Source organism: Collinsella ihumii (genome assembly GCF_030385545.1).
Lineage (GTDB): Bacteria > Actinomycetota > Coriobacteriia > Coriobacteriales > Coriobacteriaceae > Collinsella > Collinsella ihumii.
The window spans coordinates 146,118-159,510 of the sequence record NZ_JAUEIQ010000001.1; the positions used below are offsets into that span (position 1 = coordinate 146,118).

10 protein-coding genes are annotated in these 13,393 nt (G+C 64.0%); 5 read left to right on the plus strand and 5 right to left on the minus strand.

Annotated elements, in window-relative coordinates:
• Positions 1 to 97 precede the first annotated feature (97 nt).
• Entirely contained in the window at positions 98 to 1,186 is a 1,089-nt protein-coding gene (locus QVN30_RS00640; protein WP_289835040.1) for an ABC transporter substrate-binding protein, read from the minus strand.
• A gap of 168 nt (positions 1,187 to 1,354) precedes the next feature.
• On the opposite strand from QVN30_RS00640, the gene QVN30_RS00645 reads away from it, so the two are divergent.
• Entirely contained in the window at positions 1,355 to 2,980 is a 1,626-nt protein-coding gene (locus tag QVN30_RS00645) for a 4Fe-4S dicluster domain-containing protein (RefSeq protein ID WP_066829462.1), read from the plus strand.
• Positions 2,981 to 3,139: 159 nt separating this feature from the next.
• Here QVN30_RS00645 and QVN30_RS00650 read toward each other — a convergent pair whose 3' ends face one another.
• The 4 genes from QVN30_RS00650 to QVN30_RS00665 form a co-directional block, all read right to left on the minus strand.
• Positions 3,140 to 4,441, minus strand: a complete 1,302-nt coding sequence (locus QVN30_RS00650; protein ID WP_289835041.1) for an ATP-binding protein — start codon at positions 4,439 to 4,441, stop codon at positions 3,140 to 3,142.
• On the minus strand, positions 4,438 to 6,105 hold the full coding sequence (locus QVN30_RS00655; RefSeq protein WP_289835042.1) for a TerB N-terminal domain-containing protein: 1,668 nt from the start codon (positions 6,103 to 6,105) through the stop codon (positions 4,438 to 4,440). Before QVN30_RS00655 ends, QVN30_RS00650 begins: the two co-directional genes overlap by 4 nt.
• A 227-nt stretch (positions 6,106 to 6,332) precedes the next feature.
• Positions 6,333 to 6,746, minus strand: a complete 414-nt coding sequence (tnpA, locus tag QVN30_RS00660; RefSeq protein WP_289835043.1) for an IS200/IS605 family transposase — start codon at positions 6,744 to 6,746, stop codon at positions 6,333 to 6,335.
• Positions 6,747 to 7,237: 491 nt separating this feature from the next.
• Positions 7,238 to 7,900: a hypothetical protein gene (locus tag QVN30_RS00665; RefSeq protein WP_289835044.1), complete on the minus strand. Its 663-nt coding sequence runs from the start codon at positions 7,898 to 7,900 to the stop codon at positions 7,238 to 7,240.
• 568 nt (positions 7,901 to 8,468) lie between these two features.
• On the opposite strand from QVN30_RS00665, the gene QVN30_RS00670 reads away from it, so the two are divergent.
• From QVN30_RS00670 to rplL, 4 genes are all read left to right on the plus strand, one after another.
• Positions 8,469 to 10,220 carry an IS3 family transposase gene (locus tag QVN30_RS00670; protein ID WP_289835045.1) on the plus strand — a complete coding sequence of 584 codons (1,752 nt, stop codon included), beginning with the start codon at positions 8,469 to 8,471 and terminating at the stop codon, positions 10,218 to 10,220.
• A 630-nt stretch (positions 10,221 to 10,850) separates the two neighbouring features.
• Positions 10,851 to 11,996 carry a pyridoxal phosphate-dependent aminotransferase gene (locus QVN30_RS00675; RefSeq protein WP_289835046.1) on the plus strand — a complete coding sequence of 382 codons (1,146 nt, stop codon included), beginning with the start codon at positions 10,851 to 10,853 and terminating at the stop codon, positions 11,994 to 11,996.
• A 336-nt stretch (positions 11,997 to 12,332) separates the two neighbouring features.
• A complete protein-coding gene (rplJ, locus tag QVN30_RS00680; protein WP_204570641.1) occupies positions 12,333 to 12,854 on the plus strand; it encodes a 50S ribosomal protein L10 in 522 nt (173 codons plus the stop codon).
• A gap of 108 nt (positions 12,855 to 12,962) precedes the next feature.
• The gene (gene rplL / locus QVN30_RS00685; RefSeq protein ID WP_066829429.1) at positions 12,963 to 13,343 is read left to right on the plus strand and encodes a 50S ribosomal protein L7/L12; all 381 of its coding nucleotides are present in this window, start codon (positions 12,963 to 12,965) and stop codon (positions 13,341 to 13,343) included.
• Positions 13,344 to 13,393 lie beyond the last annotated feature (50 nt).

Sequence of the window (13,393 nt, forward strand, 5' to 3'; positions counted from 1 at the left end):
TGGCTTTGGGATAGAGAGAGGGGGCCGGCGGTTCCAGCCCCCAAGCAAGGCGACCGCCCCTGCACGGTTCGGACGGGCGGCCTGCGGGTTTGTGCGGTTACACGTCGATGGAGAAGTAGAAATTGTCCTCCGGCATGGTGCCGCCGACCGCCTCGGGGTTCGCGGCGTGAAGCACCTCGAGGTATCCGGACAGCGCATCTTTCATCTCCTCGCCGGTGAGGCAGACGAGATGGCAGTTGGGGATGGCCGCCTCCGCGACGGCCTCGGACTCGATGATGCCCGCTTCGACCACGAGCGGAGCCGCGGCGGCAGGGTCGTCGTTGACCGTGGCGACAGAGGCCGCCTGCGCGGTCAGGAACTCGACAACCGCCTGCTCGTGCGCCTCGGCGAACTCGCGGCGCACCACGGTCACGCCGGTGACCATCTGGCTGCCCTCGTCGGCGTACTGTGCCCACACGTCGGTCAGGTCGACCGGCGCGCTCAGCGCATCGTTCTTGGCGAGCGCGGCGGTCACGAACGGCTGGGGCAGCACGCCCACGGCGGATGCATCGGCGGCTAGCGTGCTGACGACCTCGGTCGCTTCGCTCTTGAACTCGAGCGTGACGGAGTCGGCGATGCCGGCGGCGTTCAACAGGTAGTTCATGGTGTACTCGGGGGTCGTCCCCTTGCCGGTGAGATAGACGGTGCGGCCGGCAAGATCCTCGAAGGAGGCGATAGAGGCGTCTCCGGTCACCACGGACAGCACGCCGAGCGTGTTGATGTCGATGCACGCGATGCCCTGCTCGGTCTTGTTATACAGGACAGAGGCGGCGTTCGCCGGGATGAGGGCGATGTCGATATCGCCCTTGATGACTTGCGGCAGGATCTCGTCCGCGGCCTTGTAGATATTGAACGTGTAGGTGTTGTCGTAGCGCTCGGCGTCCTTGGCGAGCTCCATGAAGGAGACGAGGCCGATGGACGTGGGGCCGGAGAGGGACGCGACACGGACTTCGACGCTCTCGACGGGTTCCTCCTCGGCGCTTCCTGCGGCGCTCGCGGAGCTTCCGGCCGATGTCGAGCCGGCGCCGGCCGTGGAGTCGGAGCACCCGGCGAGAGCAGCGACGGCGCCGGTGACTCCCATGCCCGCTGCGGCGAGGAAGGTGCGACGGCCCATCGGAATCCTGAGCTGCTCGGATATGCGTTTCATGGTGAGACCTCGATTCTTTGCATATGGTACTTCGGCACACACGATACCCGTGCGCGTGCATGTTGCGTGCACTATTTTGCGAATCCTTGCGTCAAAGTACGGACAAAACGCAGGGTTCAATTATAAAATATGGGCACGCCTGACAAACATCCGAGAGGGGACAACTATATGAGCAACTCCATGCGAGGTGTGTACACGAACATCACCAAGATTCGTCGTACCGTCTTCAAAGAGGTCGCGCGCATCGCCTACCAGGGCGGCGTCGACGTCGATGGCGACGGTGTGGTCGATACCGATGATTACGGCTGGGTCGACAACCTGCCCTACGAGATCATTCCGGGCGATGTCGCGACATACCGCGAGAGCGTGTTCATCGAGCGCGCCGTCGTGGGCGAGCGCATTCGCTTGGCGATGGGCCTGCCCCTGCAGGGTGTCGATAAGCCCGCGATGCTTTCCGAGGGCGTGGCCGAGGCCGCGAAGCCCGAGACCTATTACGAGCCGCCGCTGATCAACGTCATCAGCTTCGCGTGCAACGCCTGCGAGGACAACGTCTACCGCGTGAGCGATGCGTGCCAGGGCTGCATGGCGCATCCCTGCCGCGAGATCTGCCCCAAGGGCGCGATCTCCTTTGTGGACGGCAAGGCCCACATCGACCAGTCCAAGTGCATCAAGTGCGGCCGCTGCGCCTCCGTGTGCCCGTACTCGGCCATCCACCACTACGAGCGCCCCTGCGCCGCCGCCTGCGGCATGAACGCCATCGGCTCCGATGAGCAGGGCCGCGCCAAGATTGACTACGACAAGTGCGTCTCCTGCGGCCAGTGCCTCGTGAACTGCCCGTTCGGCGCCATCGCCGACAAGAGCCAGATCTTCCAGGTCATCCACGCCATCCGCGAGGGCGAGGAGGTCATCGCCGAGGTCGCCCCGGCCTTCGTCGGCCAGTTCGGCGGCAAGGGCAACGTCGACAAGCTGCGCCAGGCGTTCAAGGAGCTCGGCTTCTCCGGCATGGAGGAGGTCGCGCTCGGCGCCGACCTGTGCGCCGTGCAGGAGGCCGGTGACTTCATCGAGGAGGTCCCCGACAAGATGCCGTTCATGGGCACTTCCTGCTGCCCCGCCTGGTCGGTCATGGCCAAGATGGAGTTCCCCGAGCATGCCGAGTGCATCTCGATGGCGCTCACGCCCATGACGCTGACCGCGCGCCTGATCCGCAAGCAGCACCCCAACGCCAAGATCGTGTTCGTCGGCCCCTGCTCCGCAAAGAAGCTCGAGGCGCAGCGCAAGTCCGTCAAGTCCGAAGTCGATTTCGTCCTCACCTTCGAGGAGATGGCGGGCATGATGGAAGCCAAGGACATCGACTACACCAAGCTCGCCGGTGAGGGCTCGAGCGACTTCGAGGTCGCGTCCACCGACGGCCGCAACTTCGCCGTCGCCGGCGGCGTCGCCAACGCCGTGGTGAACGCCATCCATCGCGACGACCCGTCGCGCGTCGTCAAGGTCGCCAACGCCGAGGGCCTCGACAACTGCCGCAAGATGATGAAGGACGCCGTCAAGGGCAAGTACGACGGCTACCTGCTCGAGGGCATGGCATGCCCGGGTGGCTGTGTGGCCGGTGCCGGCACGCTGCAGTCCATCACCAAGACCGCGGCCATGGTGAAGGCCTACGCCAAGAAGTCCCCGCACAAGAACGCGCCGGACGACCAGTACATCGATTGGATACCGGAGCTCGAGCGCCCCGAGGACGGCCAGCATGTCGATGCGGTCGCCGAGGCCCACGACGCGCTGAAGCCCGTCGAGTAGCCTGTAATCCGTCGCTGGATATGAACGCGGCCGGTCCCTCGGGGCCGGCCGTTTTTTGCGGCCTCACTCCGTGCAAGTCGGGGACGTACCTTCCGCGTGCATGCATGCACGCGGAAGGTACGTCCCCGACTTGCACGGAGTGAGGCGATCGGTGTTTCCCTAGATGGTGAACTCTGCGAAGGGGGCGTCCCCGCCTGCATCTGCGGGCTTTCCCGCATCCGCCACGGCGCCCTCGTCTCGCAGGAGGTTCGAGATGTCCATCTCCGGGTTCTGGAACGCGATGTCGAGCAGCTCGATGAAGTCGCGAATGACCTCGCGCGGCGTCAGGTGCGAATCGGCGCCCACGCGGCCGAACTCGATCTGCAGAAACGCGGCGAGGTCCTCGTCGGTGATCGTGCTCGTGTAGCCAAAGTACCCGGCGTGGATCTGCCCCAACTTCTCAATCAGCACGAGCAGCTCCTCGTAGGTGAGCGGATGCAGGCGGATGATGGGCGCCAGCATGTCGCGCATGTCCTCGCGGGCGAACCGCCCCTGGGTGAGGCGGCTGCGCAGTGCCTCGTAGGAGAACACGCCGCGGCGCCGGTCCTCGATCGACGTCGGCGTTCCGCCCATGATGATGCCCAGGTAGTGCGCCTTGCCCTGCAGCGTGTCGTTGTACATCGTGAGGATCTTCTCGTAGTTGTACTGCCGGGTGATGGCGTTCGGGATCTTGTACAGGTTCACGAGCTCGTCGATGAGCACGAGCATGCCGCGATACCCCGCGCCGCGCAGGAATGCGGCGATGAGCTTGACGTAGTCGTACCAGTCGTCGTCGGTGATGATGACGGAGGTCCCCAGCTCGGATTTTGCCTCGGTCTTGGTGCGGAATTCCCCGCGCAGCCACCGCGAGACGCTCGATTTCGTCTCCTCGTCGCCCTCGGTGCTCGCCCGGTAGTAGCGCACGAGCATACGGGCGAAATCGAACCCGTGGACGAGCTCCTCGAGGCCGGCCACGGACGCGCGGGCGCGCGCCTCGCCATCCGTCTCACCCTCGGCGTTCACGTTCGCGACCCAGCGGTCGAGGATGAGGCCGAGCGCGCCCCCTTCGGGCCGCGTTTTGGTCGAAAGGTTGCGGATGAGCTCGCGGTAGGTGGCCAGACCCTGGCCCTGGCCGCCCTGCAGCCGGCGCTCGGGCGACAGGTCCGCGTCGGCGACCACGAAGTTCTCGCCCATGGCGTGCGTGCGGATGGTCTGGAGCAGGAAGCTCTTGCCGGCGCCGTAGCGGCCGACCAGAAAGCGGAACGAGGCGCCGCCGTCGGCGATGAGGTCGAGGTCGGTCAGAAGCGCGCGGATCTCCACCTCGCGGCCCACGGTGATATAGGGCAGGCCGATGCGCGGCACGACGCCGCCTTTCAGGGAGTTCAGGATGACGGCGGCCACGCGCTTGGGCACGCGCGGGGCAGATGATGCGGTATCGCTCATGCGAGCAACTCCTCCAGGTCTTCTCGGTAGTCTTCCACGACGGTCGGGCCGGATTCTCCGAATTCGACGACCGTGTCGCCGATCAGGTCGAACGCCGTCTCGTTGATGGCGTCGACGAGCAGGTCCTCAGGGGTCTCGCGCACCGCCTCGGCGCGCGCTTGGGGGTCGTTGGCGATCAGTGCGCGCAGGTAGGCCGCCTGCGCAGGCGGGAAGGGGGAGGAGTCGTCCGCCGCATCGTGCGCCGCCTGCGCGGGCGCGGGGCCCGCGACGGGCGCGCGGGGCGTCGAGGGCTCCTCTCGCGTTGCGGCCGGCTCCGTTGCCGGCTCGGCCTGGGCCGGCTCTGCTGGCGGGACGTCTTCGCGCTCCTCATCGATCAGGAGCGCCTCCCTCGTTTCGGCCGCCGCGCTGCGGATGCCGGAGAGCTTCGTGAGGTCGATGTCGATGCGACGGGGCGCATGCGAGCGCTCCCACAGCTCCCAGGCGTCGATCTCCCGCTCGATGATCTGCTCGAGATACCTTGGGATCTTCTCGTCTTTCAGCTGGTGCGCGCATACCTTGCGCACCCGCATGAGCCGGTCGACGGCGCGCATCGCATCGCCCAGCTTGCTGCTGCGGGAGCGGCTGCCGTGCACGCGCTCGCAGGTCCACAGCCCGCCCTCGCAGGTGAAGCGGGACAGCGGGGTGAGATCGACGACGGCGTCGGGATGAGGGGTTTTGGCAAAGAACACCGCCGAGGCGAACATGGTGTAGGGCAGCCGGGCGCGCGACCCGAAGAGGCTCTCGATGAGGCCGCACTTGCGGTGCTTGTCGTAGTAGCGGACCAGCTGGACATAGGTGGCGCAGGCGACGTGGCGCAGGCCTTCGGGCTGCTCGCGGTACATGCGCGATGTGCCGATGCGGTAGGTCGACAGCGCGTCGACGGCGCGAAGCATCCGGTCCTCGAACCCGGCATCGACGGGCAGCAGCGCGCCGGACGCCTTGGCCGACTTCTTGCCGCGCACGGCGGCCTGGGGCCGCGCCAGGGCGATCTCGGTCACGGCCTGAAGCTCGATGAGCAGGCGGTCGAACGCCACGTTCTTCTGATCGGCGACGAGCTGGGGGTCGAGGCCGTGGTAGACGACGTAGTCTTGCAGCCAGACGCGCGCATAGCGGTCGATTTCGGGGGCGAACGCGCGGTAGGCGTCCCAAAACGCCTTGAACTTCCCGAACCCGTCGAGAGGGTCCGCCACGCCGATGCCGCACAGCAGCTCGTACAGGTAGACATAGGCAAACGAGAGGGAGGTCTCCTCGATGCTCCCGCGGCGCACGGCGGCGCGCCAGGTGAAATAGCCGCGCAGCTGCCGATCGCTCATGGCGTTGTAGGTGGGGTAGAACGATTTGAACGTGCCGTGGTAGGGGCAATCGTCCTCGAAGTCCTCCATGAAGATGCCCTGGCGATAGAACAGCTCGGCTTCGGAGAGCCATCGTCCGCGCGAGCCGTCGCCGTCCTGCTGCCACCGGGAGATGGCGCGCATCTCGCGATACCGGTCGGGTAGATAGGTGGCCATCTGGCGTGCGGTGGTGAGGATCGGCTCGGAGGTGTAGATGCGGTCGGAGAAGTGCGAGCTGCGACGCAGCTTCTCGTCGTTCATGATCTGGTCGATAATGCGCTGGACGTCTGCCATCTCGCCCTCCTCTCGTCTGCCTGCTGTCGATTGCGGTAGTACTCCATTCTACCATATAAGCAAACAAACGTTCGGGGGGCGTGCATATCGGTGGCAACCGCGGTGCAAGGGACCTTATGATACAGCCCCCTTTAGTATCGCCCCATAGGGGCTTTTTACCACGGCGGCGGGGCCGCGGCGGGCCGGTGGCCGTTACGTCACGCCGCCGATCGGCGGCTCCCCGTCACCTACTCGATCCGGCTGCCGTCCTCCTGGTTCCGGATGCACCTCCTGATCACCGACCCGTTCAGGCCGACGGTGCTCACGCAGCAGCCCCTGGCCCGCAGAGTCCGGTCCCTGCCCGCGGCCCGTCGCCATTCCGGGTGCCTCTCGTGCAGGATTATCGAGCTCTTGCCCTTCAGCTTCCCGACGACGTCGCCGGCGCTCAGCTTGGGGGCGATCCTCAGGCATATGTGGATGTGGCCGGGGCAGGCGGACCCCTCCGCCATCTCGACGCCGTCCATGCGCTCCGCAAGCGCCCTCGGTATCTCCCCGACCTCCCTTCGCGTCTCCCCGTACAGGACCTTCCTCCTGTACTTCGGTATCCACACGATGCGGCAGGCGCGCCCCCGGCCCGTGCGCGATAAGCTATGCTTGTCCATATGGTCCCGTCCTTCCGGACGGCGCAGCCGGCCCGCCAAAATCGTCGGAATATCGATGGTGCGGGTGGGCATGGTTACGAAATCGGTGTGCGCACCATCAATCCACCGACACTGACCAAAGAGAGATTCAAAGGGTCTTGGACTCTATGCCCATGCGAAAAAAGACAAGTCGGCTGTTGAGGCTTATAGGGCAAAAAGTGTGTCCGCTTTAGAGGTGCCGATCTGCGTCGACATCTCTAAAGCGGACACACTTTTTGCCCTATAAGCCGCCGTTGAAGACGGTGCAAAGTAATCCGTCTTCAACGGCAGACTTGTTTGCGATACTGCTTTCTCCAAAAGAACGCTATCGAGAAATCGGTCTCATCTACTTGGATCTGATGTATTTATACATGCAGACAATGCCAAAAATCATGAACACAATTTTCAGAACGTCAATGCATAGTGACATCAAAAAGGTTCCATATACGGCTAGGAGCTCCATGATCTTACCTTCATTCGGTCGCCCAGAGCGTAATGTGATCAACCGGAACTGTTGCACTTACCGTAAGGCCGGTGCTTGGGTGCGTATACCTAAAATTCGCAAACCCAACTATATGGGCTTTGACGAATTCGTTTCCATATAGATACGTCCTGCTGGCATCAAGCTTTGTCTGCTGCCACGATTCGAGGTTCACGGCATACGAAACATAGCTATAAGCATTATTGATTGAAATGAGGGTTCCGGTTTGCGCGTTGACAGTTGCCTGAACAACGTAGGTGATGTCAGCATAAGCAAGAGCGGGGACTGACGTGGCACGTATGGTTTTTGTATACTCTTTACTATATGGCATAGCGTGAAATACTTGTTGATTCTGATTTTGATCCAAATCAACAATATCGACTGTTGCTAGCGCTGCCTGACGAGAAGCCTCTCTAATCTGCTCAATCTCTCGATTGAGGTCGCCAACTGTCAGCTTTGCCTCAGATTCCTGATCGCCGACAACCTCGAATTCGATACCAAAACGCTTATATTCGTTGGTTACGGCATCGATATAATCGCTTGTAGAGATATATGTTTGTTCGTCTCTATTCTCGGCGAATGCGGCGTGTGGATTAAATAACAAACATGAGACTATTAGTGTGAATAATGCTGTAATCCGTATGCGCTTCATCATGTCCCTCCTTTGCCAGAGGTATGGCTGCTATGCATATTCTCCTTTCGTTAGAAGTTGACCATTATTTAAAAATATGATAGCAATCCTTTTCTCAGTCGGTATTTTATGAATTCCTATTCATCGGTTAATGGGCATTCGAATCGGTAAAAGGTTCGTCACTTATTTCTAGATTCCTGCTAGGACATCGACAATACGTGCGCCATGAAAAAACACTGTCTCCCTATAACGGAAATCGTCGAACATACAGGGGCACGTGTGGTATGTGGTGCCTGGACCTTGCTCTACAAAAACCGGCGTTCATCGGTCTCGGCTTCGGAATCCTGATTGGCCTGTCCTATTTGCGTACGGCCTTATAGTTTTGATAGTGCCTCTGTTAGATCACCGTGGATATGCGGTTACGCCGCCTTGGCCTCCCAGTATCCCCAGAAGGGCTGGGGCTCCGTCTCGAGCGCGCGCCGGCGCGTCTCGTACCTGCCGTTTGAGCTGTACTCTTTTATCGGACAGGGAGTCCCGGGGGCCCGACCCCGGCCATCCCGATCTATAAACTTCCGAAAGAAGGTGCAGGACCATGGGACAGAACCCGGCAAACAAGTACACGCCCGAGTTCCGCAGGGAGACCGCGGACTACGTCATAGCGTCGGGCAGGCCGATCACCGAGTGCTGCCGCGAGCTCGGGCTCAACTCCAAGACCGTGAACGACTGGGTGCTCAAGAGGCGCCGCGAGCTGGGCGAGACGGCTCCCGGGCCGTCCGGCGACCAGGCCGCCGAGCTGCGGTCCGCCAGGAAGCGCATCCGCGAGCTGGAGATGGAGAACGAGTTCCTGAAAAAAAGCCGCGGCCTTCTTCGCCAGGACCTAGGGGTAGCCGAGCGCTACCTTCTGATGGAGGCGGAGAGGGCGAACTTCCCGATAGGCATGATGGCGAGGCTGCTGGGCGTGAGCCGCTCGGGCTTCTACGGCTGGCTCGCGCGCGGCCGGGGCGACCCGTGGGCCGGGGCGCGCGAGGCCGTGCGCGCCTGCTGGGAGGCCTCGCGCGGCCGCTTCGGCGCCCGGACGGTGCGCATGCGGCTGGCCGCCCAGGGCACGCCGCTCACCCTCTACCGCGTGCGCAAGATCATGCGCGGGCTGGGGATACGGGGCGTCGTGCGTAACGCCCGCAAGACGACGACCGTGCCCGACCCGGGCGCGCCCGCCAGGCCCGACCTGGTGCGCCGCCGCTTCCGCCCGCCCGTGTCGACGACTGTGCTCGCCGGCGACATCACCTACCTCCGGACCGGCCAGGGGTGGCTCCACCTGGCCGTCGCCATCGACCTCTCCGCCCGCATGGTGGTGGGCTGGTCGATGTCCGAGCGGATGACGGCCGGGCTCGCCGTCTCGGCGCTCGAGATGGCGTGGTCGCGCGGCTACGTGGCCGGGGGCGCCATATTCCACTCCGACCGCGGCTCGCAGTACACGAGCCGGGCGCTCGCGGAATGGGCGGCCGCGCACGACGTGAGGCTCTCGGTGGGCCGCACGGGCAGCTGCCACGACAACGCCGTGGCGGAGTCCTTCTTCGCCACCCTCAAGAACGAGATGTACTCGCTCCGGGGCTGGGCGACCAGGGCGGAGGCCCGGCACGCGGTCGTGGAGTTCATCGAGGCCTACTACAACCGCCAGCGCCCCCCACTCCACGATCGGGTACCAGATACCGGCCGAGCGCATGGAGGCCTTCATGTCCCGCATGGAGACGGCCCTCGCGGGGGACGAGGGTCCCCGAGGGGAGGTGCCGTTGGCAGCCTAGAACCGACCGGCTGCCTGTCCGATATATTGAAACAGATCAGGCGCGGCCGCCGCGGGATTCCGGGCATGGAAGAGGGGCTGCACCAAAATCGCTTTCGATACAGCCCCTTGCGGTCATGCCTTCGCTATGTGGCGGTAGAGGAAGCGGGGGAGGGGGCAGGACACGGTGAGGATGTCGGGGGTGGATGGGTCGCCCGAGCCGCCGGCGAGCTCAAGCGCCTGGTCGACGTTGGTGCCAAGGCGGACTGCGGCGATAAGCCTGTCGATCGCCTGCGAGCGCGTGCGGCGCAGCGTTCCCATGCGAGGACTCGTACGCGTGCGGACGATCAGGTTCCCCGCGCCGAGCGCGATGCCTCCGCACCAGATCGCGTACCCCCTGTCGCAATATGCCTCAAGGTCGAGCAGCGCGTCGCGCGCCGCGTCGGGCGCGTAGGCGTCGGTCATGGCGATAGCGTACACGCGCGCATACTGTTCCAAGGTGCACGCACGCCACGCGCGCTCAAGCATGTCGACGTGATGGGCGGACGACGCATCGGCTGGTAGGGATACGGCGATGACTGCCGCATCGAAACCTTTCGGTTCATCGGAATCGTCGCGAGCAGCCTCGACCTGTTTGTTGCAGGCGAAACGGACCATGTCGGGCACCGAGCTGCTCGAGGACCGTGCGTAGGCGGTCAGCGCGTCGGAAAAATCGTCGAACACAGCTTGAGCTGCCGGATCGGCGGTATTCGGATTCGTGTCGATGAGCGCGATACGGCCAGGGGCATGCAGCTCGACGGGCCGTGCCCGCCGCAGAACTTGCTGCGCATGCGGGTTCGCAAAGCTCGCTGCATCGTGCTCGCCGCGACAAGAATCGCGTTTTGCCCCTCGCATCGCACCCCTCCTTTCACGGCATGCTGCACCTATGGTAGCGCATCGGCCGCAGCAGGCCTCTATGGGTTGGTTGGGGACGGGTTCGTTTTATGGGTTGGTTGGGGACGGGTTCGTTTCAACCCATCGGAACCGGAAGCGTCCCGCCGCTCCACGCCATCTCATGAACGCGGAGAGGCCCGTATCCACGAGGTCTAGCGGGGGCTAAGGATAAAGATTGCAGCCATGTTTAGAACACGCGTGCGGGAGGCTGTGGGCCATCGGGTGCTATGCTGAACAGCACGTATAACGGAAGGTCTCACCATGATGAAGTCAACGAGTTCAGCGTTCGCCCGGATCAAACCGTCCGGCATCCGCCGCATCAACACCCTTGCCGCCCAGCAGCCCGATTGCATCCCCCTGGCGCTCGGCGAGCCGGATTTCGACACGCCGCCCGCGATCTCGGCGGAGGTCGCGGCGGCCCTCGCGCGCGGGGAGACGCACTATCCGCCGAACTGCGGCACGCCGGAGCTGCGCCGCGCCATCGCCGCGTACATGGCGCGCCAGGGAATCCCCGCGGACCCCGAGGCCGTCACCGTGACGGCCGGCGCCACCGAGGCCATCTCGGCCACGCTTGCCGCCCTGCTCGACCCCGGCGACGAGGTCATCATCCCGGTGCCGGCCTTCACGCTCTACGAGGCGGCGGTGCACATCAACCGCGGCACGCCGGTGCTCATGAGCACGGTCGAGGCCGGGTTCCAGATCGACGAGGGCGAGCTGCGCGCGCTCGTCACGCCGGCGACCAAGGCGATCATCATCTGCACGCCCAACAACCCGACCGGCTGCCTGCTCGATGCCGCCTCGCTCGACGCGGTCGCCGCCGTGGCGGAGGAGGCCGGCATCTTCGTGATCTGCGACGACGTGTACAACCGCCTGGTGTACGAGGGGCCCTACGAGCGCTTCGCCGTGCGCCACCCCGAGCTCGCGGACCGCACCGTCGTGGTGGACAGCTTCTCCAAGCCGTGGGCGATGACCGGCTGGCGCCTGGGCTGGGTGAGCGCGGCCGCTCCGATTGCCGCCGAGATCGCCAAGGCGCACCAATATATGGTGTCCTCCGTGCCCGCCTTCGTCATGCCGGCGGCGGCGCGTGCGCTCGAGGTCGACCCGACCCCCATGCTCGATATCTACCGCGCGCGCCGCACCCGCGTGCTGGAGGCGCTCGACAAGATGGGCATGCCGCCGGCCGTCAAGCCCGCCGGCGCCTTCTACGCGTTCATCCCCGTGACGCAGACCGGGCTCGGCTCCGAGGAGTTCTGCGAGCGCGCCATCGTCGAGGCGGGCGTGGGGCTCGTGCCGGGCGAGTGCTTCGGGTGCGCGGGCTTCGCGCGCCTGTCCTACTGCGTGGCGGACGACGCGCTCGACGAGGGCCTGCGCAGGCTCGAGCGCTTCGTCGCCTCGCTGAGAGGATAGGGAGTCTGCCGGCAGGTCCGAGCGCTGGCCGTACACGGGCCGCGCGGCTCATGTGTCGTGGACGTGAATTTAGACCGCACGCTTGACGCGGTCTGCGCGCCACGGCATACTACAACAGGTTCACGCACGAATCCGCTGCCAGAGACAGCCGGCGCCAAGGAGTCCCAGCGGCTCCAAAGCTCAATGGGGTAACCCGCCAGCCGAGGTGGTCGAGCAGATATGTCTTCTCGCCCCCGTCGCTCTCTACAGCGCGGGGGTTTTCTTTTCTTAAAGACATGCCCCCGTCACGTCCTGCACGGGTCCGTGCCTTAAGAAAAGCGAGAAGGAGGTGTAACAATGCCACAGCAGTACAAAGTCGACATGGTTGCAGAGATCGAGTCTCGTCTGCAGGAGAACAACGGCATGTTCGTTGTCAACTACAAGGGTCTGACCGTTAAGCAGGCTCAGGAGCTGCGTCACCAGCTCCGCGAGACCGGTGCCGAGATGAAGGTGTACAAGAACAACCTCGTGCGCATCGCTCTCCAGAACCAGGAGCAGCCCGCAATCGACGATATCCTCGTCGGTCCGGTCGCTTACGTGTTCTATGAGAACGAGCCCGTCGAGGCCGCCAAGTGCCTCAAGACGTTCGCCGCGAAGTCCAAGGGCGTCCTTGAGATCAAGGGCGGTATCTCCGAGGGCAAGGCGGTCAACGCCGAGGAGGTCAACGCTATCGCCGAGCTGCCCACCAAGGATCAGCTCCTGGGTCAGATCGCCGGCCTCATCTCTGGTTTCGCGCGCGACATCGCTGTTTGCGTCAACGGCGTTTCCAGCGGTCTTGCTCGCTCGATCCAGCAGGTCTCCGAGCAGAAGGCAGCCTAGTTTCCAGGTTCGCCTTCAGGCGGCCGCATAGCCGCACCCGTTCCCGGCGCTTAGCGCCACCGCACACATCTCCCTGCAAAACGCAGGGAAACCGAAAGGATTTTTAACATGGCTAAGCTTACCACCGATGAGATCATCGAGGCCCTTAAGGAAATGACCCTGCTCGAGGCTTCCGAGCTCGTGAAGGCTATCGAGGACACCTTCGGCGTTTCCGCCGCTGCTCCTGCCGCCGTCGTCGCCGCTCCCGCTGCTGGCGGTGCCGCCGAGGAGGAGGAGAAGACCGAGTTTGACGTCGTGCTCGAGGGCTTCGGCGACAACAAGATCCAGGTCATCAAGGTCGTCCGCGAGCTCACTTCCCTCGGCCTCAAGGAGGCCAAGGAGGTCGTCGAGGGCGCTCCCAAGGCCGTTCTCGAGGGTGTCAAGAAGGAGGACGCCGACGCTGCCAAGGAGAAGCTCGAGGCTGCCGGCGCTGCCGTCTCCATCAAGTAACTTCTTGCAGACGACTCGTCTGCTTTCGCGCGCCGCATAAGCGGAACGCA

Coding starts and splice junctions, on each gene's coding strand:
- QVN30_RS00640 (WP_289835040.1), bottom strand. CDS start 1,186: ATGAAACGCATATCCGAGCAGCTCAGGATTCCGATGGGCCGTCGCACC.
- QVN30_RS00645 (WP_066829462.1), top strand. CDS start 1,355: ATGAGCAACTCCATGCGAGGTGTGTACACGAACATCACCAAGATTCGT.
- QVN30_RS00650 (WP_289835041.1), bottom strand. CDS start 4,441: ATGAGCGATACCGCATCATCTGCCCCGCGCGTGCCCAAGCGCGTGGCC.
- QVN30_RS00655 (WP_289835042.1), bottom strand. CDS start 6,105: ATGGCAGACGTCCAGCGCATTATCGACCAGATCATGAACGACGAGAAG.
- tnpA (WP_289835043.1), bottom strand. CDS start 6,746: ATGGACAAGCATAGCTTATCGCGCACGGGCCGGGGGCGCGCCTGCCGC.
- QVN30_RS00665 (WP_289835044.1), bottom strand. CDS start 7,900: ATGATGAAGCGCATACGGATTACAGCATTATTCACACTAATAGTCTCA.
- QVN30_RS00670 (WP_289835045.1), top strand. CDS start 8,469: ATGGGACAGAACCCGGCAAACAAGTACACGCCCGAGTTCCGCAGGGAG.
- QVN30_RS00675 (WP_289835046.1), top strand. CDS start 10,851: ATGATGAAGTCAACGAGTTCAGCGTTCGCCCGGATCAAACCGTCCGGC.
- rplJ (WP_204570641.1), top strand. CDS start 12,333: ATGCCACAGCAGTACAAAGTCGACATGGTTGCAGAGATCGAGTCTCGT.
- rplL (WP_066829429.1), top strand. CDS start 12,963: ATGGCTAAGCTTACCACCGATGAGATCATCGAGGCCCTTAAGGAAATG.